Origin of the sequence: Candidatus Manganitrophus morganii, assembly GCA_021651055.1 — a bacterium.
Classification (GTDB): domain Bacteria; phylum Nitrospirota; class Nitrospiria; order SBBL01; family Manganitrophaceae; genus Manganitrophus; species Manganitrophus morganii.
On the sequence record JAJHOH010000001.1, the window covers coordinates 3,442,728 to 3,466,988 of the forward strand.

Sequence of the window (24,261 nt, forward strand, 5' to 3'; positions counted from 1 at the left end):
TAGGTCTTCAGAAGCCAGACGATATCCTTACAAAGCAGAAATCTTGCAGTTGCGCCACAAAGGTCGACCGTTTACCCGGACCTTTGGCCCACGTCCCGCCAAGAAGAGCAGGTTTTGGGCGGACCGGCGGGTAGTTGGTGGAGGGACTTTGATTTTGGCCAGAATGGGAAAAGGAATTTCGTTCTCATCAATGAAAATCGGAATATTCCTATTCGGAACTTGATACTTGGAAATTTCCCTCTTGTTTTATCATTTAATCTGTACTAGATTGTATTCAGGTGCGGTCCTCTGGGAATATTTCGCAATGAATCGCCCGGCCAGAGATTGCCTCCCATAAATCTCGAATTTCCGTTGAGGACACGTCTCAGAAAACCGCCTACTCAGGAAGTCTACCCATGTTGGCTATACTGATTCTGACGACATCGATAGTGTTTCAACTCGCCGCGGCGTATCTTGCCCTGAGATTGATCCGAATCACCGGAAGACGGACCGGTTGGACAATGATCGCTGCCGCTGTTTTTCTGATGGCCCTCCGGCGATGCATTACCTTGTTCGGCTTCTTATTTGGGAACGGAATGCCGGCTCCAGATCCGTTGACCGAATGGGTCGCTTTGATTATCTCGGTTCTGATGTTGGTCGGTATTGGGGCAATAAGCCGTCTTTTTTCCTCCATAAAGCGATCTGAGGAGTCGTTCAAGCAGAGCGAAGAAAAATATCGGACCTTGGTGGAGCAGGCAAGCGATGGCATCCTTATTGCCGACCCATCTGGAAACTATCTTGATGCAAACGACAGCGCTTGTAGGATGCTCGGTTACACGCGCAATGAAATTCTCCGGTTAAATATACGAAGCATCGTTGCATTTAAAGGCCGTTCTCATGTGCCTCAGGCTATTTTGCATCTCAAAGATGGCAGAGAATGGATCGACGAATGGATGCTCGAAAGAAAGGATGGGACAACCTTTTCTGCCGAGATCAGCATGAAAGGGCTTTCGGATGGACGGCTGCTCGGAGTCGTCCGCGATATTACCGAGCGCAAGCGCACAGGGGAAGCGCTGAGAGAAAGCCAGCGGACCCTTGCTACCCTTATGAGTAGTCTCCCGGGGGCCGCTTACCGCTGCCGAAATGACAAGAACTGGACTTTGGAATTCATTAGCGAAGGAAGCCACTCACTAACCGGTTATTTCCCTTCTGATTTTACGGAGGGGAAGATCTCGTTCGGGCAACTCATTCATCCGGATGACCAGAAAGCGGTCTGGAACGATGTCCAAACCGCTCTACAAGGGAAGCGACCCTATCAACTGACCTATCGAATCCGCACCCTCTTGGAGGAAGAGAAATGGGTATGGGAAAAGGGGCAGGGAATTTTCTCCCCTGCGGGTGAACTCCTCTTCCTGGAAGGCTTCGTGACGGATATCACCGAGCGCAAGCGGGCGGAAGAATCGCTGCAAGAGCGAGAGGAGCGGCTGCGTGCCATCATTGAGAATGAGCCTGAATGCATTAAACTTGTCGACCGTGCCGGCAACCTTCTTGATATGAACCCCGCTGGTCTTCGGATGATCGAAGCTGATTCTCTGGAACAGGTGGAAGGACAATGTATTTTCCGGCTTGCTGTGGTGGAGCATCGCGAAGCCTTCGAGCAGCTGCACAAACGAGTGCTGCAGGGGGAATCCGGCTCGTTGGTTTTCGATATTATCACTCTCAAAGGCGCGCGCCGCACGCTTGAAACACATGAGACTTTGCTACGAGACGCTTCTGGTAGGGTAGTGGCTGTGATTGGGATTACTCGAGATATTACCGAGCGCAAGCGGGCGGAGGAGGCGTTGGTTCAAGCGGAAGCACGGCTCCGGCTTGCGCTTCAGGCAGGCCGGATTGGAACGTGGGACTGGAACATGGCAACCGGACAAATCATCTGGTCCCAGGGTCATGAGGAATTGTGGGGCATGGCCCCAGGTGCTTTCAAGGGAACCTATGCGGAATTCGACGCCCGATTGCATCCGGAAGACCGCGATGGGCTTCAGACTGCTGTAGAGGAGGCCCTCGCGCAGCGTCGGACCTATTGCCACGAGTTTCGCGTCATCTGGCCTGACGGTAGCCTTCATTGGATGGCCGGTCAAGGGGAGCCCCTCTTCGACTCCGCCGACCAGCCGGTTCGGATGATCGGTGTGGTTCAGGACATCACCGAGCGCAAGCGGGCGGAGGAAGCGCTGAGGGAAAGCCAGGCCAGCTTGGAAGCTGCTCAAGAGCGGGCGCGGTTGGGGAGTTGGGAGATCGATGTCAGCGCGCAGCGCGGTTTCTGGTCGCGGGAGATGTTCCGTCTGTTCGACCGCGACCCGACGCTCGGTCCGCCTACATTCGAAGAGTTCATCGAATTCGTCCACCCCGAAGACCGGCAAATTCTTTTAGCGACCCATGCGCGCATCATCGAGAACAATGAAACGGCGATATTCGATTTTCGCACCAACCCCGACCGCGGAGCGGTGAAACATTTTCGCGCGACGGTGGACGGTATCGCCGACGCCGCCGGACATGTCGTACGGCTGGCCGGCACTATCCTCGATGTGACCGAGCGCAAGGAGGCGGAGGAGGCGATCCGGCGGCTCAACCAAGACCTGGAGCGGCGGGTCGCGGAGCGGACCGCTCAGCTGGAAGCGGTCAACAAAGAGATTGAATCATTCAGCTACTCTGTCTCCCACGATCTGCGGGCGCCGCTTCGGGCGATGGGCGGCTTCAGCCGCGTCCTCCTCGCAAGATATTCCGACCGGCTCGACCCTCAGGGGAGGGATTTTCTCCAACGGGTCGATGCAGCAAGCCAGCGGATGGCGGCGCTGATTGAGGATCTCCTCAACCTCTCCCGCATCACCCGGCGCGTTATGCGGAAAGCGCCGTTGGACCTGACGGCCCTTGCCCGGTCGATCGCGGAAGAACTCCAGGCAGCGGACCCAAAACGGAGGGTCACCTTCCTAATCCAGGATCGTATGAAAGCCGAAGGGGACCGAGGCCTCCTGAGGATCGCTCTGGAAAATCTGCTCGGGAATGCCTGGAAGTTTACCTCGAAGCGTCCGAAGGCGATCATCGAGTTCGGACGGGTTGAACAAGAGGGAAAACCGACCTACTTTGTTCGGGACAATGGGGCGGGATTTGACATGGCCTACGCCGACAAGCTATTCGGGGCATTCCAGCGCCTCCACAGTATGAGCGAATTTGAAGGAACGGGAATCGGCTTGGCCACTGTTCAACGGATCATCCATCGACACGGCGGAGAGGTTTGGGCCGAAGCAGAGGTGGAAAAAGGGGCAACATTCTACTTCACGCTTTGAGAGGTTCATCGGTCGATGAGGATCGTTATGTCGTGGCGAGGCGGTTTCTCACCTCCTGTCCCGTCTGGGGACCCGCCGGGTTGCCCCGCGTCATCCACCACCTTAAGGAAACCGATGGCTAAAAAAACGATATTGTTGGTGGAGGACGATCCGGATGACGAAATGCTCACCCGCATGGCGCTTGAAGAGAATCATCTGATGAACGAGATTGTGGTCGCCCATGACGGCGTCGAGGCCCTTGATTACTTGTTCGGCGGGGGAAAGTACGCCGGCCGGGAGCTCACAGACCTGCCGCAGGTGGTCCTCCTCGATTTGAAGCTCCCTAAGCTTAACGGTCTCGATGTCCTTCGCGCCATCCGCGCCGACGATCGAACGAGGCTCCTTCCCGTCGTCATCCTGACTTCCGCGAATGAAGATACCGATCTCCTCGCCGGGTACAACCTGGGAGTCAACAGCTATGTTCTAAAACCGGTCGATTTTCACCAATTCACCGAGGCCGTGAAGCAGCTCGGTCTTTACTGGCTTCTTTTAAACGTGCCTCTTCCCGGAGACAACAGATGAGAAAATCTCTTCACGTATTGGTCGTGGAAGACTCCGAAGATGACACCCTGTTGATCGTCAATGAATTACAACAGATTGGATATGATCTCTCCTACAAGCGGGTCGAGACGCCCAAAGCGATGGATGACGCTCTATGCCAAGCCGGTTGGGACCTAATCGTCTCCGATTACTTCATGCCCCGATTTAGTGCTCCGGAGGCCCTTAAACTCGTTAAGAAGGCCGGACTGGAAATCCCCTTTATTATTATCACCGGAAGCGTGGGAGAGGATATCGCCGTGGCCGCGATGAAGGCGGGGGCGCACGACTACTTGATGAAAGACAATCTGGCCCGGCTCTGTCCGGCCATCGAGCGGGAGTTGAAAGAGGCCGAGAGCCGCCGGGAGCGCAAGCGGGCCGAGGAGGCCCTGAAAGAATCTCGTGAACAGTTGCGGAACCTTGCTGCCCGGATGGACTCTCTCCGGGAGAAGGAGCGGACCTGGATCGCCCGCGAGGTTCACGACCAGCTCGGCCAAGTCTTCACCAGCATCAAGATCGACCTCTCGCTGATGCAAAAAGCGCTCGCCCGATCCGATCGCTCAGGTGAAAAGACACTGGCCCTTCTTCACGAGAAGATTGCGTCGATGTCGCACTTAGTAGACGCCGCCATTCGAACGGTGCAGAAGATTGGAACGCAGCTGAGACCGGGAGTGCTCGACGACTTGGGGTTGGTTGCGGCGATTGAATGGCAAACAAAGGCGTTCCAAACTCGAACCGGTATCTCGTGCCGGATCAAAACCAACCTTCAGACCGTTGACCTCGACCGTGATCGCGCGACGGCCGTCTTCCGAATCTTCCAAGAGATATTGACAAATGTCGCCCGCCACGCGAAAGCGACACGGGTGGACATCCTGGTAGAGGAAGAGAACCGCCAACTCTTTCTAGACGTAGAGGACAACGGCCTGGGAATTTCCAATCAAGAGATCTCCAATCCCACCTCTCTGGGGTTGCTGGGGATGCGGGAGCGCGCCCTTCTCTTCAACGGAGAGATCAGCATCAGCGGCATTTCCGGCAAAGGAACAAAGGTCGGTCTTCGGATTCCGCTGAAAAAGCGAGGCGCCGACAGAAAGGCCCGGAAACCGAGTATCTGAAGATATAAAACAATTAGGAGACAGCGATGACGACCCCCCTGCGAGCGTTGATCATCGAGGATTCCCAAAGTGATGCAGAATTGATCCTGCTGGAATTGCGGCAGGGCGGTTTTGAACCGACGTATGAGCGCGTCGAGACCGCCTATGAAATGACGGACGCCCTCCGGCGCCAAACCTGGGACGTTATACTGGCCGACTACACCTTGCCGAAATTCAGCGCGCCGGAGGCGCTGGCACTCCTAAAAAAAACGGGGCGCGACATCCCGCTCCTCATCATTTCGGGAAGCATTGGAGAAGAGACCGCCGTGGCCGCGATGAAAGCCGGGGCGCACGACTATTTAATGAAAGACAACCTCACGCGCCTGCCCGCCGCCATTCAACGGGAGCTGCGCGAGGCCGAAAATCGCGCCGAGCGAAAGTCGCTTGAAAAGCAGCTCCTTCAGGCGCAAAAGATGGAGAGTCTCGGCCAGCTCGCCAGCGGGATCTCTCACGATTTCAACAATGTCCTGACTGGTATCCTCGGCTATTCCGATTTGGGCTTAGCCAAAATTAATTTGGGACATCCTCTCTATCCCAACTTTATCACCATCCGAAAGCTGGCGGAGCGGGCCGCAGGGATTACCCGACAGCTCCTTGCTTTCGCGCGCCGGCAGACGATCGAGGCGATCGACCTGAATCTGAATGCGATCATTTCGGACCTCCTTAAACTGATCGCCACGACCCTGGGAGAGGATATCCGAATCAAATTCACTCCCGACGCTGCGCTCAAGACGGTTCATGCGGACATTGCTCAGATCGAGCAGGTCTTGATGAACCTTTGCATAAACGCTAGAGATGCGATGCCGCAAGGGGGAGCGTTAACGATTGAGACGAAGAATATTCACTTGGAAAAAGCGGACTGCCTCGCTCTTCCGAATGCCCGTCCCGGATCGTACGTTCTCCTCGAAGTGATCGATACCGGAACCGGAATGGAAGAAAAAGTCCGGGAGAAGATCTTTGAACCTTTTTTCACGACAAAGAGTCCGGGGAAGGGAACAGGGCTCGGCCTCTCACTGGTTTACGGCATTGTCCGTCAACACCATGGAACCATTCAAGTTCAAAGCGCCCCTGGTAAAGGGACCGCCTTCAAAGTTTATTTTCCATCCGTCGAAAAACCCGCCATTCCCAAACCGTCCCCTCCCTCCCTTCCACCGAGAGGATCGGGAACGATTCTGGTGGTAGAAGATGATCCCGCCGTCCGGAATCTTATTAAACTGGTTTTAGACAACTTCGACTACGCCGTCCTCGCCGCCGACAGCGTGAAAGAGGGGTTAAAAGTATTCCAAGCGCATTCTAATTCAATTACGCTTATTCTCTCGGACATGGTCATGCCGGAGGCAAGCGGAATGGACCTCTTCAGGAAAATACAGGAGTTGAAACAAAACGTGCCGTTCCTATTCATCAGTGGCCACTTTAACCACTTCGAAGATCCGGACTTCCTCTTGAGAAACAACTTCCATCTACTCGAAAAGCCTTTTAGCCCGTCGGAGCTGGCGGCGAAGGTCGACGCGATTCTAAGGAAAAAATGAATTTAACCCTTCCGACCGTCCCGATTTAAATTGAAGTCTATTTTCCTTTCACCTCCGAGAGCGCATTCATTATGAGTACGATTTCGGAAAACAGTAGAGGTGGAGAGGTATAAAGGATCTAAAACCCTGTCGAAAGGACAGATGTCCCGCGGGAAACGTGAAATTCTTATCCATTTGGTAAGTTTTTGAACCAGTTGGACAGGTCCTTTGGCGGAATCGGTCGGCTGAAATAATATCCTTGTGCGGCATCGCAGCCGAGAGAGGCGAGTACTTCGCAAATTTCCTTGCTCTCCACCCCCTCTGCCACCACCTTCCGCCCCAAATTGTGCGCCAGGTCGATCGTAGAGCGGACGATCATGGCGTCGTCCTTATCCTCGGCCAAGCCTTTGACAAAGGACTTGTCGATCTTGATGACGGCGGCTGGTAGCCGTTTCAGGTAGCCGAGGGAAGAGTAGCCGATGCCGAAATCGTCGATCGCGAGGTGAATTCCTTTTCCGTTCAACTCTGAGAGAATCTCCATCGCGCGCACCGGATCGGCCATCAAGAAGCTTTCAGTGATCTCCAATTCCAGAAGGTCCGCTGGCAGATCGTGGGCCTCCAGCAACCAGGTAACCTCCTCGCAAAGATGGGGGTCTTGCAGGTTACGGGCGGAGAGATTAACTGCCACAAGAACTTCCAACCCCTCATCCCGCCAAGTCCGGCATTGCCGCAGCGCCTCCTCCAGCACCCAGAGGGTCAGCGGCTTGATCAACCCGGTTTGCTCCGCGAGGGGGATGAACTGATCGGGCGCCACAGGTCCAATGTCCGGATGTTGCCAGCGCACCAGCGCTTCCACACCGATGGGGCGACTGGTTCTAAGATCTATCTTCGGTTGGTAGAGAAGAAAGAGCTGATTCTTTTGGATTGCCTGGCGCAAACCGGACAAGAGCGCCAGCCGCCGTGTCGTATGGGGATCCCGCTCGGAGGCGTAAACGGCATGGCTGTTCCCGGATTCCTTGGCGGCGTACATTGCAACATCGGCGCGCTGGATGAGCAGATCGGCCTCGCTGCCGTGGTCGGGACAGAGCGCAATGCCAATACTCGCGCCGACATCGACGGTCTGGCCCTCCAGAGAAAAAGGGCGCTCGAGGGTCTTTAAAATTTTTTCTGACGCCATGACCGCCCCCTCAGCCGACTCACCGGGAAGGAGAATGGCAAATTCATCACCGCCAAGCCGCGCCACCGTGTCGGTCATCCTCACGATCTCCTTTAAACGGGATCCGACTTGCTTCAACAAAAGATCGCCGTGATGATGCCCCAGCGTATCGTTCACCTCGCGAAAGCGGTTAAGGTCCATGATCAGCAGGGCGAGCGGCTTTCCCCCGCGCTGCCTGGTTAGGATTGCCTGCTCCAGCCGGTCTCGCAGCAAAACCCGGTTGGGAAGATTGGTTAATGCGTCGTGCAGCGCCTGATGTTCCCGGAGGTCGGCTTCCCTCTTGTGAGCGGTGATGTCTAGAACAATTCCCTGGATACACTGAGGCCGGCCGGATTCGTCCCTGACTAACACCGCCTCCGCATGCACCCAGATCAGTCTCCCGTCGGCCGTCCGCATTCGATAGTCCGAGTTAAAAGGCTCGCCGTCTGTCAGGAAGCGATGCAGCTCGGCGACAACCCGCTCCTGATCGACTGGATCGACCTGCTTGATCCAGTATCTCGGCTCCGACATCCAAACCGATGCCGGGATGTTGAACATCCGCTCAATTTGGGGACTCACGTAAAGGGTCCTTTCATCAAGCGTGGTTAAGAATGTTCCGGCCGGGATATGTTCGACCAAGGCGCGGTAGCGCGCCTCAAGAGCATCAAATTCGCGAAGGATGAGGCGATCTCCGCCGATCCGTACCGCCGCCAGCGCCATCAAACCGGCAAATCCGATCCAAAGGAGATTCCGGGTCAGGATCTGATCAGCGTCGGCGAAGGCCTCCTCCTTCGGGACCGCGACGCTGATATAGAATTCTCCTCCCGTTCCGGTCAGGCGGGTGACCCCGAAGAGGTGCGGAATACCAGCCGGTCCGGACGCTTCACCCCGGCCTCCCTGAGAGAGGATGACCTGAATGTTCTGCGACTCCGGTGCTGGCTGGCCGATTCACTTATCCGAGTCGGGGTAGCGGACCAGGACGATCCCATTGCGGTCGGTCATCGTTAGCATTGCTCCGGAAGGCAACTTGGCCTTTTTTACCATTTCACTGAGCCGGGAGAGATCGAGCGCGGCGACGGCCACCCCCCGGATCTCTCCAGCATCGTCGAAAATGGGATAGCCGAAATTGACTGAGGGTTTTCCGCTGACGCGGCCGATCTGGTATTCGCCGACGGCAAGGCTGCGTGTTTGAATCGCGCGTTGGAAGTAGTCTCGGTCGGCAACAGTGAGGGGACGTGGAAAGGGAGTGGAACTGCAGAATATGTTTCCGTCTGCCTGGATAACCCCGAAGCCGACATACAGCGGGTAAGCTTTCACAAGATCGGCAAAGAGTCGGCTACAACTAGCCGCGTCTCCGCGGCGGACTTCAGAAAGATGGGAGATGGTCACGAGGAGTTGATGCGCCCCTTCAAACAGACCTTCTTGACTGCTCGCGGCGAGCCGCGCCAGCCGCAACGCATTGTCCTGAACTTCGATCGTGGCAAGCCGCCGCTGCTCCGAGGCGGTGGAAAGGGCCAGCGCCAAGGCAGGGACGACGGCCAGACATACCAGCAGTAAGAGCCGGGCCCGGAGTGATGGAAGAAAAAAAGAACGCATTCCGCGTTATCCTCAAAAGGAAACCGATATTTTTGCAGTCTTTATCAGGGAACGAGGGACTCAGTTACTTGAGTACTTATCTTCCTTGGTGATGTTCAGAACAGCGCACACCAGCGGTGTTTATCAAACGCGAGACGGAAAAGGAGTTCTTCTGTCCCTCCAACTCGACCCCCTATTGGACGGCGGTAAATGCCATTACCTGAAAATATACCACAAGTGGTAGAAAGGAAAAGATATACCATCTCCAGGCAAGCATCTAGGGAGTGGCCGAACTTTTATCGAGGAGGAATGATCTCAAATGAGTCAAAGGGAGGACTTCTTTACCGACCGGTGGCAGAGTCCGATCCTTTCTCCCAAGTATTCCGCAAGAGTTTTTTGACATTTGCTAGTCGAATCGATATAATCCCGCACTATTTCGCTCAATCTGTTTCGGGAGAAGTTGATGAACAAGAAATCGCTTCTTAAGGCGATTGCAAAAACCGTGCGGGTAATGGGATCAGCAAGAAAGCAATGACCGGCATTATCGGCGAAACACTTGCGGCCGTCGCCAAATGGGTCGAGAAAATCGGGCGATTCTCCTTCCCCGGCTTCGGAACGTTTACGATGAAGAGCCGTGCGGCGCGTAAAGGAAGTAATCCGCAGACCGATGAAACGATCATGATCAAGGCGAGTAGAGCGGTTAAATCCAAGACTGGCCCGGCTCTAAAGAAAGATCTATCGTCAGGAAAGGAGTTTATCTGAGTTGAAAAACCAACACAGGGAAATCATCTCCAAGGCAATCCGGCCCCGGGAGCTTACCAAGCGCGAGCGCGAGGTCGTCAAACTGGTTACAGAGGGTTATAAGAACAAAGAAGTTGCCGAGGAGCTGGGCATCGCCGTCAAAACGGTGGAGACCCACCGCGCCAATATCATGAACAAACTGGCCTTTCGCAACATCGCTCAACTGGTTCGCTACGCGATCCAAAAGGGACTTGTCCAGATCGAGATCGACTAAACCGCCTCACTTTTATCCGCCTCCTGCGCGAGCGCGGGTCAGAGGAGGAGAGCCCGACACTTCCGAAGGCGATTCACGAAATCACTTTATTTTAAGTCTTTACCGGTCGTGGTCGCAGTCAGTTTTCCATGCTTTACCCCTTTTGTTGCGATGAGCGAATCGGCAATTCTCTTGATCTCACCGCTCCGGCCGCGTACGACCAATACCTCCAGGCAGCGATGCTGGTCCAGATGAATATGGAGGGTGGAGCGGATCAGTGAGGAATAATGGTGCTGCAGGTCGGTCAGCTTCTCCATCAGCTCATGGACTCCGTGATCATAGACAATCGTAATCGTTCCGACGGTTTCTTTATTTTCATCCCACTCCTGTTCGACCAGATGGTCCCGTATCAGATCGCGCAAAGCTTCAGAGCGATTGGTATATCTTTTTTCTTCTATATACTGATCGAACTGTTTGAGAAGGCTCTCGTGGATGGAAACACCAAACCGAACGACATTTGACATCGATCACCCTTTATCTCTCAAAAGGAGTTTTACTCCAAAAAGATAATGTATTAAACCCATTTCGTTGTCAAGGCAATGTCGGGCTCTGGACAACCACAGCGCATATCGATTCTGAAAACACTCATGGGCATGTCTATGGGAAATAGGATCGGAAGTGAGCCGGTGCTAAGCACCACGCGATCAGGCAACGTTCTTAGTCTTTCTGCTAATTAATTTTAAAGAATGAATCGCCGATTTCCTTTAGATATTTAAGGAGTGATCACTGCGCCAGGATCCGACCGACTGTCAGTGGAAGATCCATGAAGGTCGATCGACCTGTTTAGTTGGACAGAGGGATTGCCGGGTCGGTGCGCTCCGCTGGTATGATATTTACCATATCCCATTATCGCGAAAGCCCTTGTTGCCATCTGAAATTAAATCTGATATATATGTAAGTCATGTAGTAAAAAAGCATAACAAGTACTTCTTGGATCAGCAAATGTTCTATCGTAAAAAAAACCAACCCCGATTTCGAATGGCCCTCGCGTGTCTGGCGGTTTACCTGCTGCTCTGGGTGGGAAGCGCTCAAGGTTTAACGCTCGTTTCCGTGTTAATGGACAGTTCCCATCAAACCTTCATCGCAGGAAAAAGTGATCAGGTCCGCCTGATCTTTCATCATTCCGGCTATCAGGATGAGCATGAACTTTTTCCAGGACATCCTGCTAAAGATCATGCCAGCCTGCTGGACCGGGTATTGGCGGGCGGGATGGGAGACAGCCCCGCTCCCGATCATGAGTTTTATCTCTCCGACCATGAGCAGCAAATCACTCCCGAATCCACGGCAAAACCCGCATCGGTTTTTAAAGTCCTTCCTCCATTAACAACCGCGCAGGAGGCGCTGGCGTTCGTTCCACCGGTTTTGAATCGTCCCTCTCCGCCGCCTCCATTTAAAATAAGCGCCACACTCCTCTCTCTCCGCGCCACCGTTCTTCTGATTTAAATCCTCCAACTTCCTCTCTCCTGATTCAAGGAGAAGGGAGTAGCCTGTTCTCCCTCAACAGACCTTTTGGAGGATTCATGCGTTCAAAAACACTCACCATCTTAATCTTTATTCTCTTCTTCCTCGGATCACACGCCGGCGCCACCGCCCGCGCTGAGGAATCGCCCCCGACACCGCGTCCTCTGGGGAGCGACCTTCCAGCTTTCCGCGCCATTGCGCCCCGCCAGGAGATGCCCGACAGCCGAGGGGACGGGGCGGCCACCCGAGAACCGACCGGGGCCCTCACCCTCCGACAAGCTTTAGTCTTGGCGCTGATGCGCAATCCGGAGCTTCGGGCCTTCTCCTGGGAGGTTCGTGCGAGAGAGGCGGCGACCCTCCAGGCAGGGCTTCTCCACAACCCGACGATCGGCGCCGACCTGCAGGATCTTGGGGTTTCAGCTTCCCCCGACAGTGTCCCTCAACCCCAGGGTACTTTGCAGCTTAGCCAGATCATCGAGCTGGGGGGAAAGCGGACGAAGCGGCGCGAGGCCGCGGCGCTTTCGCGCGACCTCGCCGGATGGGACTACGAAACCAAGCGGATCGAGATCTTCACGCAGGTCACCCAGGCGTTTGCCGATCTGTTGAGAGGACAGCAGCAGCAGGAGTTGACGGAAGAAACGGTCCGGCTTGCCGAAGAGACGGCCCGCGTCGTCTCCGAACGGGTCCGGGCGGGAAAGGTGTCGCCGATCGAGGAGATCCGGGCGAACGTCGCGCTGGCTTCGGCGGGGATCGAACGCAATCGGGCCGGGAAGGAATTAGAGGCCGCCCGAAAACAATTGGCGGCCACCTGGGGAAGCGCGATCCCCCAATTTGAAAAAGCGGAGGGAATACTGGACGCCATTTCTCCTATTCCCTCCATTTCACAACTGGCCGAGCGTCTGTCCCAGAATCCGGATCTCGCCCGCTGGGCGACCGAAATCGCCCAGCGCCGGGCAGTAATCGATCTGGAGCGATCGCAGGGCGTTCCCGACCTGACCCTGATGGGCGGCATCCGGCGGTACGAATCGACGGGAGACAACGTCTTCATCATCGGCCTCTCTTTTCCCCTCCCGCTCTTCAACCGGAATCAAGGGGGGATTCAGGAGGCGCGCGACCGGCTGGAGAAGGGGGAAGAAGAGCGGCGGGCCGCGGAGGTGCGGGTCACGACTGCGCTCTCGGAGGCCTACCGGACCCTCTCAACCGCGCACATCGAGGCGACCGCTCTGGAGGAGAAGGTCCTTCCCGGCGCCGCGCAGGCATTCGAGGCGGTGAACGAGGGATATCGGCTCGGAAAGTTCGGTTTATTGGATGTGTTAGACGCGCAACGGACGCTGTTCGGTTCGCGTGCGCAACATCTGCGCGCCCTGGCCGACTATCACCAGGCGGTGGCAGAGGTCGAACGGCTGATCGGGGAGCCTTTGGATGTTACTGGTGGCCGCCCCTAGTGGCCGCTCCATTCCCTGGGCTACATTTTCTAGGCTATCCGAAACGGACAGGGGAAAAATGAGATCGATCAAAATAAGGGAGTCATCAGATGAATAGTAAAAAGTTCATGGCTGTCGCCACCGTCCTCCTTGTGGGGATCGTCCTGGCATTGACGATTCTGCGGACCGAAAAAACGTCAAAGGGGAGCGAGTCTCATGAAGAGGGACAGGCCGGTGAGGAGGCGGTGAAAGGGCCTCATGGAGGGAGGCTCCTGTCGGACGGCGATTTTCAGATCGAGCTGACCATCTATGAGCGGGGGGTTCCGCCGCAATTCCGGGCCTACGCCTACGAGAAAGAAAAACCGGTCGATCCGGGCGAGGTCCAATTGACGGTCGCGCTTCACCGGCTCGGAGGGCGGGTGAACGAGATCCGGTTTCAAAAAGAGGGGGACTATCTCCGGGGAGATCAAACGGTCGAAGAGCCGCACTCGTTCGACGTGAAGGTTGCGGCCGAGCGAAAGGGAAAGGCATCTCAGTGGCAATATTCGCAGGTCGAAGGAAGGGTGGAGATGGCCCCCGAGGCCGCGAAGGCCGCCGGAATCGAAATCGAGACCGCCGGCCCCATACGGATGAAGACGGTCTTGGATCTTCCCGGCGAGATCGTTCTAAACAAAAATAAGGTGGCCCATGTTGTTCCGAGGCTTTCCGGGGTTGTGACCGAGGTTCGAAAAAATTTAAGCGACAAGGTCAAAAAAGGAGAGCTGCTCGCTGTCATCGAAAGCCGCGAATTGGCCGACCTGAAAAGCAACTATCTTGCCTCGGCCCAACAGGTTGAACTGGCCAGAGCGACATTCGAGAGGGAAAAGCAGCTTTTCGAGAAAAAGATCTCCCCCGAGCAAGAATTTCTGGCTGCGAAGCAGACCCTGGCCCAGGCCGAAATCGGCTTCAAAACAGCAACCGAAAAACTCTTCGCGCTGGGGCTTTCCAGAAACGATCTCGATCATGCTTCCAAAGGAGAAGGTCTTGCCCGCTATGAGTTGCGAGCGCCCCTTGACGGCGTGGTCATCGAAAAACGAATCGCCGTGGGAGAGGCGATCAAAGAAGACGCCGACATCTTCGTTATTGCCGATCTCTCTACCGTTTGGGGAGACATCACGGTCTACGCCAAGGACCTGCGCGCGGTTCGGTTGGGACAGACGGTCACGGTGCGATCGAAGGAACTCGGAGTGGAGGCGACCGGAAAGATTTCCTTTATCGGCCCCCTGATCGGCGAGCAGAGCCGGGCCGCTTCCGCCCATGTCGATATACCGAACCCAAAGGGGCTTTGGCGACCCGGTCTCTTTGTGACCGTAGAGCTGGCGCAAGAAGAAGTCCCCACACAGGTCGCCGTCTCCTCTGAGGCCCTTCAGACCTTTCGGGACTGGAACGTCGTTTTCGTCCAATTCGGAGATCAGTTCGAAGCGCGCCCGCTGGAGTTGGGGCGAAGCGACGGAAAGTGGGTGGAAGTGGTCTCGGGCCTCTCGCCGGGAGAAAAATACGCCGCGAAGAACAGCTTTGTGCTGAAGGCCGATCTGGGAAAAAGCGGGGCTTCGCATGATCATTAAAACCGGTAGAGACGCTCGGCCGGGGCGTCTCTACCCAAAAATAAAGGGATGTCACCGATGAAAGAAATCAAGGCGATCATTCACCCGCATATGGTCCATAAAGTGGTTCATGCCCTGCATGAGCTTGAACACTTCCCCGGTTTTACCCTGCTCGATGCGCGTGGGCAGGGGCGAGGTCGCGGCGCCGGCGGCGCCTTTGTCGTCACGGAAGACGACATTGACTATCATCGCAAGACGGTGATGGTGGTTGTCTGCTCCGACGAGATAGCCGCAACGATCGCCGACACGATCCGGGAAACGGCGCATACGGGGCAAAGAGGAGACGGCATCATCACGGTGAAGAATCTGGAGGAGGTCATCCGAATCCGCACCGGTGAAACAGGCGACATTGCCGTATAGGGTGTGGGGCATGGCGTATCTGGTGGGAAGATCTGGGACCGACGATTTCTTCCAGCGCCGGCCCCGCCTGTAATGAGGAGGAACGCAGATGCTTGAACGAATCTTAAAATTTTCCATCCGCCAGCGATGGATGGTTCTGATGGCGACCCTGGCGGTTGCTGCGCTGGGTGTCTACAATTACCGGCGCCTTCCGATCGATGCCGTCCCGGACATTACCAATGTCCAGGTCCAGGTCAATACCGAGGCCCCGGGCTTCTCCCCGCTGGAGGCCGAGCAGCGAATTACCTTCCCGGTCGAAACGGTGATGGCGGGATTGCCTCATCTGAAGGAGGCCCGGTCGCTCTCCCGGTATGGGCTCTCCCAGGTGACCGTTATTTTTGAAGACGGCACCGACATCTACTTTGCGCGGCAGCTGGTCAACGAGCGGATCCAGGAAGCCAAAGGGAAGCTTCCGCCGGGGATCGAGCCGACGATGGGACCGATCGCCACCGGCTTGGGCGAAATCTTCATGTGGACGGTCGAGGCGGAAGAAGGAGCGAAAAAAACCGACGGCTCGGCCTATACACCCACCGACCTTCGGACAATTCAGGATTGGGTGATCAAACCGCAGCTTCGGAACGTGAAGGGGGTCACCGAGGTCAACACCATCGGCGGTTATGAGAAGCAGTTTCATGTCACCCCTTATCCGGAAAAGCTGATCTCCTATGGTCTGACGTTCCAGAATGTCTTGGAAGCCCTCGAAAAAAACAACGCCAATATCGGCGCGGGATATATCGAGCATCGAGGAGAACAGTATCTCATCCGGGCTCCCGGTCAGGTGGCGGACCTGGAAGAGATCCGGCAAATCGTCATCGGCAACCATCAAGGGGTGCCGATCCATATCAAAGATGTGGCGGAGGTTCTCCTGGGAAAAGAGCTACGGACCGGCGCAGCCACGGAAAACGGCCAAGAGGTCGTCCTCGGCACCGTCTTTATGCTGATGGGAGAGAACAGCCGAACGGTCTCTCAAAAAGTCGCCGATAAGCTCGTCGAGATCAACCGGACCCTTCCGGAAGGGGTGGTCGCCAAGACAGTCTACGACCGGACGACGCTGGTCGATGCGACCATCGAGACGGTGAAGAAGAATCTGATGGAGGGGGCCCTTCTGGTCATCGCCATCCTCTTTCTCTTTTTAGGGAATATGAAAGCGGCCCTGATTACCGCGCTGGTCATTCCGCTGTCGATGCTATTTACCATTACCGGGATGGTCGAAAACCAAGTCAGCGCGAACCTGATGAGCCTGGGCGCGCTCGATTTCGGGCTGATCGTCGACGGCGCCGTGATCATTGTCGAGAACTGCATCCGCAGGCTGGCCGAGGAGCAACATCGCCTGGGGAGACTTCTCACCCGCGCCGAGCGATTCGAGATTGTCTTCGATGCTTCCAAAGAGGTCCGGAAAGCAACGATGTTCGGGGAGCTGATCATCATGATCGTTTACCTCCCGATCCTGACACTCAGCGGGGTGGAGGGCAAGATGTTCATCCCGATGGCCTTCACCGTCATCGCGGCGCTGCTGGGGGCCATGATCCTCTCCGTGACATTTATCCCCGCCGCCGTGGCGCTGCTCCTTTCCGGACGGATTTCCGAGAAAGAGAATTTTCTGGTGCGGTGGGCCAAGAAGGTTTATACCCCTTTACTGAATCTCTCCCTGGCGAACAGGGCGTTGGTGGTCACCGCGGCAACGGTTCTGGTGCTCTTAAGCGGATTGCTGGCGACCCGGATGGGGAGTGAGTTCATCCCAAGCCTCGATGAAGGGGACATTGCGATGCACGCACTGCGGATTCCAGGGACCAGCCTCTCCCAGGCGATTGAAATGCAGCACCTCCTGGAAATCAGAATCAAAGAATTTCCGGAGGTGGAGACCGTCTTTGCCAAGCTCGGAACGGCGGAGATCGCCACCGATCCGATGCCTCCCAGTGTGGCCGATAATTTTATCATGCTCAAGCCGAGATCGGAGTGGCCCGATCCGAAAAGGCCCAAGGCCGATCTGGTTCATGAGATTGAAGAAGCGGTCAAGAAGATTCCGGGCAACAACTACGAGTTCACGCAGCCGATTCAGATGCGCTTTAACGAGCTGATCGCCGGCGTTCGAAGCGACGTGGCGGTCAAGGTCTTCGGCGACGACATGAATGTTCTTTTCGAAACCGGCGAAGAGATCGCCGAAGTCCTGGAAAGGGTCCCCGGCGCATCGGATGTCAAAGTCGAGCAGGTGACCGGCCTCCCGGTGCTGACCATTCAAATCAACCGGAAAGAGATGGCCCGATACAGTCTGAATCTCTCCGAGGTTCAGGAGGCGATCGAGATCGCCGTCGGGGGGAAGAGCGCGGGCCAGATCTTTGAGGGAGACCGGCGCTTTGAATTGATTGTTCGCCTGCCGGAGGAGACGCGGAGCAACCTTGAAGCGATGAAGCGTCTTCCGATTCCTCTTCCCCGGGCCGAACCGGATACCCGAGCCGTCCGGGCCGAGTCGCGGCCGGGCTATCTTCCTCTCGGCGCCGTCGCCGATTTTAAAGTCGCTCCCGGCCCGAATCAGATCAGCCGGGAAAACGGCAAGCGGCGTGTGGTGGTGACGGCCAACGTCCGGGGGCGCGACATCGGATCGTTCGTGCGGGAGGCGGAGGCGATGATCAAGGAACGTGTCAAAATTCCGGCGGGATACTGGACAACCTGGGGAGGGCAATTCGAGCAGATGATCTCCGCCACAAATCGCCTGAAGATCGTTGTTCCGGTCTCGCTGCTCCTGGTATTTCTCCTCCTCTTTGTGACCTTCGGGAATGTCAAAGACTCCCTGCTGGTCTTCACCGGCGTGCCGCTGGCGCTGACCGGCGGGATCGCGGGGATCTGGCTCAGAGGAATCCCCTTGTCGATCTCGGCGGGGGTGGGGTTTATCGCCCTCTCCGGCGTGGCGGTGCTCAATGGGCTGGTGATGATTACCTTCATCAATAAGCTTCGCGAAGAAGGCCACGCTTTGGATGAAGCGATCTTTCACGGCGCGATCACGCGGCTGCGGCCAGTGCTCATGACGGCTCTGGTTGCGTCGCTTGGGTTCCTTCCGATGGCCCTGGCGGTCGGACGGGGGGCGGAGGTTCAGCGGCCGCTGGCGACCGTGGTGATCGGCGGTATCCTCTCCTCCACCGCGCTGACCCTGCTGGTATTGCCGGTGCTCTACCGGATCTTTCATGCCAGAGAAGAGATCGGCGAGAAGGGAGAAAGGGCGGAGGAGGTATCGGAGAAAGCCGCGACTGAACTGCCGGAGCGGGCATGAAGCCTGTGCGAAGAGCCGCGCCCTATATCAACCCTCAACAGGGAGGCAACTTCTCATGAACGAAGGACAACACGTCAGGGTGAAGGTGCGGACCATTCATGCCGTCTACACGGGAGACCTGTTCGTCCCGGCCAAGCGGAAACGCTTTTCGGATGTCATCAACGATCCCGGCGCGCTCTTCATCAATCTGACCGACGTGCGGATGAAGGATAGTCCGGAGAAGATCGGACATCTCTCCTTGAACAAGTATCTTATCGAATCGATCAGAGACGCTTAAGATCGGTTTAAGGGAAACCTTCCGCCGTTTGTTTGAGCACCTTTCGTTCCATGGATAAAACAAGGAGGGAATAAAATGGAAACATTGTTTCCCGGAATGACCGCGCTTCAGAAAAACATTCATCCCCTGCTGATCCACTTTCCGATCGCCTTCTTTTTGGGGGCGCTGGCGATGGAAGGGTTGGCCGTTTTGCGCGATGAAAAGTTTCACCTCGTCGCGACCTGGATGCTCTACTTGGGAACCCTTTCGGCGCTGGTCGCCCTCCCAACCGGATTCATCGCCGCCAACATTGTCGCGGCGACCGACCCGCGCGGACACGACGCTCCCGGACATGATTTTATCCACATTCACCGGAACTGGATGATCGCTTCCACCGCCGTAGGAATCCTTCTCGCGGGCTATCTCTTCTGGATCAACCAAAAAGGAAATTGGGCCTCCCATCGCGGGAGACTCCTGTTGGGGCTGGCGGTTTTGTCGGCGCTGGTCGCCTTGGGGGCCGACCGGGGGGGCCGCCTCGTCTTTGAATTCGGAACGGGTGTGAATCCTGCCGTGATCAAAGAGGCCCCTCAAGAATCGGGAGATGATCATGGGGATGGACATTGACCCGACGGCGGACGACCGGTCCGGACGAAAGAAGCGGCTCCTCTTTGTTTTCTTTTTAACCCTCACTTATCTGATCGTGGAGGTGGTCGGCGGTCTTTGGACCCGCAGCCTCGCCCTCCTGGCCGACGCGGGGCATATGCTGACCGACGTGGGGGGGCTGGCGATCGCGCTGTTTGCCATGTGGTTCGCCGAACGCCCTCCGACGCCTCAGAAGAGCTACGGCTATTATCGTATCGAGATTTTAGCCGCGCTGGTCAATGCCGTCATCCTGGTTTTTATCTCTTTTTATATCCTGTATGAAGCTTACCGGCGATTTGTCGATCCCCCCACGATCCTTGCGCTCCCGATGATGGCTGTGGCGACTGTCGGGCTGATTGTCAATCTCATCGGCATGCGGCTTCTTCATGCCGGCTCGAAAGAGAGTCTAAATCTAAAGGGAGCTTACCTGGAGGTCCTCAGCGACATGCTCAGCTCAATCGGCGTAATCATCGCTGCGCTCGTGATGCTCACCACCGGCTGGTACCTGGCCGATCCGATCATCAGTGTCGGCATCGGTCTCTTTATCCTTCCCCGCACTTGGGGCTTGCTCAAACAGGCGGTCAACATCCTGATGGAGGCCGTCCCCGAGCATATCGACCTGGAGGAGGTTGGACAAGCGATGGCCGCGGTGGAGGGAGTCGAAGAGGTGCACGATCTTCACGTCTGGACACTGACATCGGGAAGGTATGCCTTAAGCGCCCATGTGACCCTTTCTCGGCTTGAGGACTGGCCTGCCATACAAAAAAAGCTTGAAACGATTCTGGCCGACCGTTTTCAAATCGGCCATACAACGCTTCAGGTGGCAGTGACCCCGGGCCATCGGATCGAAGCGATCCGGTTTCCGGAGGAGAACGGGTGAAATGTGATCGGCCTCTTTTTGACCGGCCGACCTCTTTTGTGACGGAGCCGCAATAGAATGAACCGGTTGAAGTCGGTCGGAATGAATTTGAAACGTGAATTAAAGGCCTATCAGCGGATGCTCCGGCATCGCCGCACGCCGAGGACGGCCAAGTTTCTTCTCGCGCTCGCCGTCGGCTATGCCCTTTTGCCGTTCGATCTCATTCCCGATTTTATTCCTCTCATCGGCCAGATCGATGATATGATTATCGTTCCGGCGCTTATCTTTATGGCCGTGAAAATGATTCCCAAAGAGGTCGTCGAGGAATGCAGGATGACTGCAGAGAAGGAGGGAGGCTGATCGGATGGATCCAACACTTCGGAGCCGAGCGCTCCGGTTGTCTTATTTCACAGTGGGATATAACATGCTGGAGGGAATTCTCTCGATTACCGCCGGATTATTCGCCGGGAGCGTCGCCCTGGTCGGCTTCGGGTTGGACAGCTTCGTCGAATCGCTCTCCGGAAGCATCATGATTTGGAGATTCAGCGAGCATAAAGTGTTTACTCCGGAAGAGGAGGCGCGACGCGAGGCCAAGGCCGTTCGGCTGATCGGATGGGCTTTTCTCATTCTCGGCGCTTACGTGGGGTATGAATCGGTTGAGAAGTTGATCTCTCGTGAAATTCCGGAGAAAAGTCTCGTCGGAATTTTTATCGCGGTCGCCTCGATCCTCATCATGCCGGTCCTCACCTATCAGAAATACCGGGTCGGAAAGTTGATCGACAGCCGAAGCCTGGTGGCCGATTCCAAACAGACGCTCGCCTGCGTTTTTTTATCGGTTGCTTTGTTGGCAGGATTGGGGTTGAATTATCTCTATGACTTTTGGTGGGCGGACCCGATCGTCGGTTTGATGATTGTTCTATTCGTCATCAAAGAAGGGTACGAGGCTCTAAAAGAAGAAAAGCTCTGCTGCTGAACTGTGACTAGGCCGCAAAGGAGATAACGCGATGGGCATCACTGCGTCGATATTTTATTTCATCCTGGCGGGTCTCTGTGAGATCGGAGGAGGATACCTCGTCTGGCTCTGGCTGCGAGAGGGGAAGCCGATCGGGTTCGCCTTGATGGGATCGGTCGTACTGGTTCTTTATGGAGCGATTCCGACGCTGCAACCGGCGCATTTCGGGCGGGTCTATGCCGCCTACGGAGGTGTCTATCGTTCTTTCTCTCCTATGGGGATGGCAGGTGGACGAGATCGCCCCGGACAGATTCGATCTGATCGGCGTATCCATATTATGGAGTCTGAGTTTAGAGCTGCATTCCTGTGCTCCGAATGCATGAAGACTGACTCCTTATCCATTGCTCCTTTAACCTGCATGCAATGTGCATTAATCGTACAAACCGCATTATTTTGACCCCTGCTAACATTAAAGTCCTACGGATGACCCGTAGACCCCACTATTCATGGGAATTTCCGGAACCTCTGAATAGGACACTACTTTAGCTGTACCCAATAAAATGTAAAGAATTTTCAGTTTCGTGATCTCGCAGAGTTTTCAACTGTTAGTGCTACGAAAATATTTTTCTTGACACGCAGCGGGGTCTCCGTGCTATAAATTAAAAAAACTGTAACACACTGGCTTATACATCCATGGGGATATTTGAATTGGAGAATCTCACCTTCTAATCGGGGACCAATCCCAATAGACCGGCGTCGATTATGTAAGTAACAAGTACTCAAAAAAAGATCCCGATCGCAAGACAAATGTCTTTTTTATTAGGTTAACAAAATGAAAATGTCCATACGAAGGTATTCTGTACTTGTTCTGCTGACTGTTTGGTTTTTCATCTGGGGTATCTGTCCCTCAGACAATTCTTCGCCTACAGACCAGGCGATGGAGATGGCTCATACCAGTCACGGTCATCACCATGAAATGGATCATGCGCACCACTGTTCAAAAGGAACCGAGCATAGCTGTTCCGGTTCCATTGTTTATAGCAGCGATAATCCCAATTTAGGTCTTGTTTTCAGCTATACTACCCCGGTGTTGGTTCTCCCAATCGATACCGACTCTGATAATTTAAGCCAAGTTGAGGAATTTCAAAAACTTCTCTTTGAAAGAAGTCCCCTCCCAAAATTGATATCCGAATACTACCAGCTCTACTCCGTTTATCGTATCTAAATCTTCTCTCGCACCTACGCAGCGTCTGCTTTGATCCGCGTGCCGTGCGCACTAGGCTCTATGTTCTCTAGAGAGGACGCCCTTTTTTGAAACATCAAGCATAGAAATAAGGAGAGAAGAAATGAGAAATACAATAACGATCTGTTTTGCAGTCGGCCTTCTAATCGTATCTTCGGTTCAGACATGGGCACACGGAGATCCGGTCCGGAGCTTCGGTGCCGTAGGCAATTACACGACCGGTGGAGAGGTCAGCGAAGGGGTCGGATTCTCGATCCGGTACGACCGAAGAGCTTATGATCTCTTTTCCGATGAGCAACTGCTTGCCTTCCGGGCACAAGGGGAAGATGTGCACCAGCATTCGAGCGAAGAGACGATCTCTCTTAATTTCTCGGTCGGACTGAATAAAGATTGGGACCTTGGGTTCACTTTACCTGCAGCCCGCTTCACAGGCTTTAAAGATAATGGAGATGATTTTGCCATTGCGAACAACACCATCTCTGAAACCGATGTGTCACAAGGATTGGGAGACCTTGTGATTCTGGGGAGGTATCGATTTTTTCAAAAGGACGACCACCATATTGCTGCGCTCATGGGGGTGAAGCTGCCAACCGGAGACTACCGGCAGAGGACGAATGCCGGAGACCTCGTCGGAACCCACAATCAGCCCGGCAGTGGTTCGGTCGATTTCCAACTCGGTGTTGCGTATACAGGACACCTCCAGGATCTTTTGGCCATCTCGGCCGATCTGATTTCCAGGGTCAACACCGAAGGGGCCGGGGAATTTCGAAGCGGAAACTCGATTCTAGCTGATTTTGCAGTGGGTTATAGACCGCACTCCGCGTTTGTCCCCTTCATCGAATTAAATGCCATTTTTCAGCAGCGGGATATGGAATTTGACGAAGTAAAGAAAAACAGCGGCGTCGCTTCACTTTTTGTCTCGCCTGGGTTTCGCCTGACATTAGCGCGGGTTCACACACTCTTTGCCTCATATTCCGTTCCCCTCTGGCAGTCTCTTCCCGGGATACAAAATGAAGAGGATTATCGGTTGGCCTTCGGCTACGGAATTGGTTTCTGACTCATCACTTGTTTCCGCTCAAATCGCATCGGAGCGGGTCGTTTGCGTTGGTAGATTTCTTCCTGAAGCCGGCCGGTTCGAGCCCACAGCAGATACTGTTAGAACCGGCTGGCTTCCAGAGGAGGATTTTTTCCAACTTTATTACACTCACCTTCTGTTCGTTTTATTTGACAACGACCCAAGTCGCAAGTACAATGAAGGACATGAAACCGAACTTCTATTTCAGGAATCGATTTTTCATCTCTGTGTTGCTCCTATTCTGGTTTTTCATCTGGGGGATCTGTCCTTGGGACAATTCCTCCGAGGCCGCGCAGATCTTGGAGATGGCCCATACCCAGCATGGCCATCAGGCCGCCGAAGATACCCATCATGCTTCTAAAGGAATCGAACATAGCTGTTCCGGTTCGATTTCATATTCTCAAGTGAAATTAATAGAGGGAAAGGGCTTCCTTAAGCCCGCTCCACTGAGCGATTCTATCGTTCTGGTGGTTTTACCCTCCTACCTTTCTCAACCGCATCACCTCTCCTTACCTTTCTCCCAAACACCGCAATTGCCAAAACGTTTTTCTGAGCTCTATCAATTCAATCCAACCCTTCGTATTTAATCCGTCTTTTCAAAAACTAAATGAAGTAGTTCCGGATAGCATTTAATCGCTCCGGATCTTTGGATTTTACTTTTGAAAA

At 55.0% G+C, this 24,261-nt stretch carries 21 protein-coding genes and 1 pseudogene; 19 read left to right on the plus strand and 3 right to left on the minus strand.

Translation table 11 applies throughout. The features are described from left to right. The first annotated feature begins 395 nt into the window (after window positions 1-395). The 4 genes from MCM46_15760 to MCM46_15775 all read left to right on the plus strand — a co-directional run bounded on the left by MCM46_15760 (window position 396) and on the right by MCM46_15775 (window position 6,573). Entirely contained in the window at window positions 396-3,317 is a 2,922-nt protein-coding gene (locus MCM46_15760; GenBank protein ID MCG3113272.1) for a PAS domain S-box protein, read from the plus strand. Between the two features lie 114 nt (window positions 3,318-3,431). After that, the gene (locus tag MCM46_15765; protein ID MCG3113273.1) at window positions 3,432-3,878 is read left to right on the plus strand and encodes a response regulator; all 447 of its coding nucleotides are present in this window, start codon (window positions 3,432-3,434) and stop codon (window positions 3,876-3,878) included. Further along, the gene (locus MCM46_15770; GenBank protein ID MCG3113274.1) at window positions 3,875-5,005 is read left to right on the plus strand and encodes a response regulator; all 1,131 of its coding nucleotides are present in this window, start codon (window positions 3,875-3,877) and stop codon (window positions 5,003-5,005) included. The genes MCM46_15765 and MCM46_15770 overlap by 4 nt, the downstream gene beginning before the upstream one ends. A 26-nt stretch (window positions 5,006-5,031) precedes the next feature. Further along, a complete protein-coding gene (locus tag MCM46_15775) occupies window positions 5,032-6,573 on the plus strand; it encodes a response regulator (protein MCG3113275.1) in 1,542 nt (513 codons plus the stop codon). A 166-nt stretch (window positions 6,574-6,739) separates the two neighbouring features. On the opposite strand, the gene MCM46_15780 is transcribed toward MCM46_15775, so the two are convergent. Both MCM46_15780 and MCM46_15785 read right to left on the minus strand, forming a co-directional pair. Beyond that, window positions 6,740-8,467, minus strand: coding sequence for an EAL domain-containing protein (locus MCM46_15780; protein MCG3113276.1), 1,728 nt, complete (start codon window positions 8,465-8,467; stop codon window positions 6,740-6,742). Window positions 8,468-8,695: 228 nt separating this feature from the next. Further along, window positions 8,696-9,343 (minus strand): hypothetical protein, encoded by a 648-nt coding sequence (locus MCM46_15785; GenBank protein MCG3113277.1) that lies wholly within the window; start codon window positions 9,341-9,343, stop codon window positions 8,696-8,698. Window positions 9,344-9,853: 510 nt separating this feature from the next. Here MCM46_15785 and MCM46_15790 point away from each other — a divergent pair. Together MCM46_15790 and MCM46_15795 are read left to right on the plus strand one after the other, a co-directional pair. After that, on the plus strand, window positions 9,854-10,084 hold the full coding sequence (locus tag MCM46_15790; GenBank protein ID MCG3113278.1) for an HU family DNA-binding protein: 231 nt from the start codon (window positions 9,854-9,856) through the stop codon (window positions 10,082-10,084). Between the two features lies 1 nt (window position 10,085). Then, on the plus strand, window positions 10,086-10,337 hold the full coding sequence (locus MCM46_15795; GenBank protein MCG3113279.1) for a response regulator transcription factor: 252 nt from the start codon (window positions 10,086-10,088) through the stop codon (window positions 10,335-10,337). Between the two features lie 86 nt (window positions 10,338-10,423). Here MCM46_15795 and nikR read toward each other — a convergent pair whose 3' ends face one another. Then, a complete protein-coding gene (gene nikR, locus MCM46_15800) occupies window positions 10,424-10,840 on the minus strand; it encodes a nickel-responsive transcriptional regulator NikR (GenBank protein ID MCG3113280.1) in 417 nt (138 codons plus the stop codon). Between the two features lie 478 nt (window positions 10,841-11,318). On the opposite strand from nikR, the gene MCM46_15805 reads away from it, so the two are divergent. The 13 genes and pseudogenes from MCM46_15805 to MCM46_15865 all read left to right on the plus strand — a co-directional run bounded on the left by MCM46_15805 (window position 11,319) and on the right by MCM46_15865 (window position 24,182). Continuing rightward, entirely contained in the window at window positions 11,319-11,819 is a 501-nt protein-coding gene (locus tag MCM46_15805) for a hypothetical protein (protein ID MCG3113281.1), read from the plus strand. A gap of 77 nt (window positions 11,820-11,896) precedes the next feature. Further along, a complete protein-coding gene (locus MCM46_15810) occupies window positions 11,897-13,282 on the plus strand; it encodes a TolC family protein (GenBank protein MCG3113282.1) in 1,386 nt (461 codons plus the stop codon). Window positions 13,283-13,371: 89 nt separating this feature from the next. Continuing rightward, a complete protein-coding gene (locus tag MCM46_15815) occupies window positions 13,372-14,865 on the plus strand; it encodes an efflux RND transporter periplasmic adaptor subunit (GenBank protein MCG3113283.1) in 1,494 nt (497 codons plus the stop codon). Between the two features lie 57 nt (window positions 14,866-14,922). Further along, a complete protein-coding gene (locus MCM46_15820) occupies window positions 14,923-15,264 on the plus strand; it encodes a P-II family nitrogen regulator (protein ID MCG3113284.1) in 342 nt (113 codons plus the stop codon). Window positions 15,265-15,352: 88 nt separating this feature from the next. Further along, on the plus strand, window positions 15,353-18,568 hold the full coding sequence (locus MCM46_15825; protein ID MCG3113285.1) for a CusA/CzcA family heavy metal efflux RND transporter: 3,216 nt from the start codon (window positions 15,353-15,355) through the stop codon (window positions 18,566-18,568). Window positions 18,569-18,623: 55 nt separating this feature from the next. Beyond that, the gene (locus tag MCM46_15830; protein ID MCG3113286.1) at window positions 18,624-18,845 is read left to right on the plus strand and encodes a hypothetical protein; all 222 of its coding nucleotides are present in this window, start codon (window positions 18,624-18,626) and stop codon (window positions 18,843-18,845) included. A gap of 75 nt (window positions 18,846-18,920) precedes the next feature. After that, window positions 18,921-19,448 carry a hypothetical protein gene (locus tag MCM46_15835; protein ID MCG3113287.1) on the plus strand — a complete coding sequence of 176 codons (528 nt, stop codon included), beginning with the start codon at window positions 18,921-18,923 and terminating at the stop codon, window positions 19,446-19,448. Then, the gene (locus MCM46_15840; GenBank protein MCG3113288.1) at window positions 19,432-20,346 is read left to right on the plus strand and encodes a cation diffusion facilitator family transporter; all 915 of its coding nucleotides are present in this window, start codon (window positions 19,432-19,434) and stop codon (window positions 20,344-20,346) included. The genes MCM46_15835 and MCM46_15840 overlap by 17 nt, the downstream gene beginning before the upstream one ends. A 57-nt stretch (window positions 20,347-20,403) precedes the next feature. Further along, window positions 20,404-20,685 carry a DUF1232 domain-containing protein gene (locus MCM46_15845; protein ID MCG3113289.1) on the plus strand — a complete coding sequence of 94 codons (282 nt, stop codon included), beginning with the start codon at window positions 20,404-20,406 and terminating at the stop codon, window positions 20,683-20,685. A gap of 4 nt (window positions 20,686-20,689) precedes the next feature. Next, window positions 20,690-21,298 carry a cation transporter gene (locus MCM46_15850; protein ID MCG3113290.1) on the plus strand — a complete coding sequence of 203 codons (609 nt, stop codon included), beginning with the start codon at window positions 20,690-20,692 and terminating at the stop codon, window positions 21,296-21,298. Between the two features lie 37 nt (window positions 21,299-21,335). Continuing rightward, window positions 21,336-21,660, plus strand: a pseudogene (locus tag MCM46_15855) (YnfA family protein). A gap of 963 nt (window positions 21,661-22,623) precedes the next feature. Next, window positions 22,624-23,577, plus strand: coding sequence for a transporter (locus tag MCM46_15860; protein ID MCG3113291.1), 954 nt, complete (start codon window positions 22,624-22,626; stop codon window positions 23,575-23,577). Between the two features lie 203 nt (window positions 23,578-23,780). Then, window positions 23,781-24,182 (plus strand): hypothetical protein, encoded by a 402-nt coding sequence (locus tag MCM46_15865; GenBank protein MCG3113292.1) that lies wholly within the window; start codon window positions 23,781-23,783, stop codon window positions 24,180-24,182. The last annotated feature ends 79 nt before the right edge of the window (window positions 24,183-24,261 follow it).

Coding starts and splice junctions, on each gene's coding strand:
- MCM46_15760 (MCG3113272.1), top strand. CDS start 396: ATGTTGGCTATACTGATTCTGACGACATCGATAGTGTTTCAACTCGCC.
- MCM46_15765 (MCG3113273.1), top strand. CDS start 3,432: ATGGCTAAAAAAACGATATTGTTGGTGGAGGACGATCCGGATGACGAA.
- MCM46_15770 (MCG3113274.1), top strand. CDS start 3,875: ATGAGAAAATCTCTTCACGTATTGGTCGTGGAAGACTCCGAAGATGAC.
- MCM46_15775 (MCG3113275.1), top strand. CDS start 5,032: ATGACGACCCCCCTGCGAGCGTTGATCATCGAGGATTCCCAAAGTGAT.
- MCM46_15780 (MCG3113276.1), bottom strand. CDS start 8,467: ATGGCGCTGGCGGCGGTACGGATCGGCGGAGATCGCCTCATCCTTCGC.
- MCM46_15785 (MCG3113277.1), bottom strand. CDS start 9,343: ATGCGTTCTTTTTTTCTTCCATCACTCCGGGCCCGGCTCTTACTGCTG.
- MCM46_15790 (MCG3113278.1), top strand. CDS start 9,854: ATGACCGGCATTATCGGCGAAACACTTGCGGCCGTCGCCAAATGGGTC.
- nikR (MCG3113280.1), bottom strand. CDS start 10,840: ATGTCAAATGTCGTTCGGTTTGGTGTTTCCATCCACGAGAGCCTTCTC.
- MCM46_15805 (MCG3113281.1), top strand. CDS start 11,319: ATGTTCTATCGTAAAAAAAACCAACCCCGATTTCGAATGGCCCTCGCG.
- MCM46_15810 (MCG3113282.1), top strand. CDS start 11,897: ATGCGTTCAAAAACACTCACCATCTTAATCTTTATTCTCTTCTTCCTC.
- MCM46_15815 (MCG3113283.1), top strand. CDS start 13,372: ATGAATAGTAAAAAGTTCATGGCTGTCGCCACCGTCCTCCTTGTGGGG.
- MCM46_15820 (MCG3113284.1), top strand. CDS start 14,923: ATGAAAGAAATCAAGGCGATCATTCACCCGCATATGGTCCATAAAGTG.
- MCM46_15825 (MCG3113285.1), top strand. CDS start 15,353: ATGCTTGAACGAATCTTAAAATTTTCCATCCGCCAGCGATGGATGGTT.
- MCM46_15830 (MCG3113286.1), top strand. CDS start 18,624: ATGAACGAAGGACAACACGTCAGGGTGAAGGTGCGGACCATTCATGCC.
- MCM46_15835 (MCG3113287.1), top strand. CDS start 18,921: ATGGAAACATTGTTTCCCGGAATGACCGCGCTTCAGAAAAACATTCAT.
- MCM46_15840 (MCG3113288.1), top strand. CDS start 19,432: ATGGGGATGGACATTGACCCGACGGCGGACGACCGGTCCGGACGAAAG.
- MCM46_15845 (MCG3113289.1), top strand. CDS start 20,404: ATGAACCGGTTGAAGTCGGTCGGAATGAATTTGAAACGTGAATTAAAG.
- MCM46_15850 (MCG3113290.1), top strand. CDS start 20,690: ATGGATCCAACACTTCGGAGCCGAGCGCTCCGGTTGTCTTATTTCACA.
- MCM46_15860 (MCG3113291.1), top strand. CDS start 22,624: ATGAGAAATACAATAACGATCTGTTTTGCAGTCGGCCTTCTAATCGTA.
- MCM46_15865 (MCG3113292.1), top strand. CDS start 23,781: ATGAAACCGAACTTCTATTTCAGGAATCGATTTTTCATCTCTGTGTTG.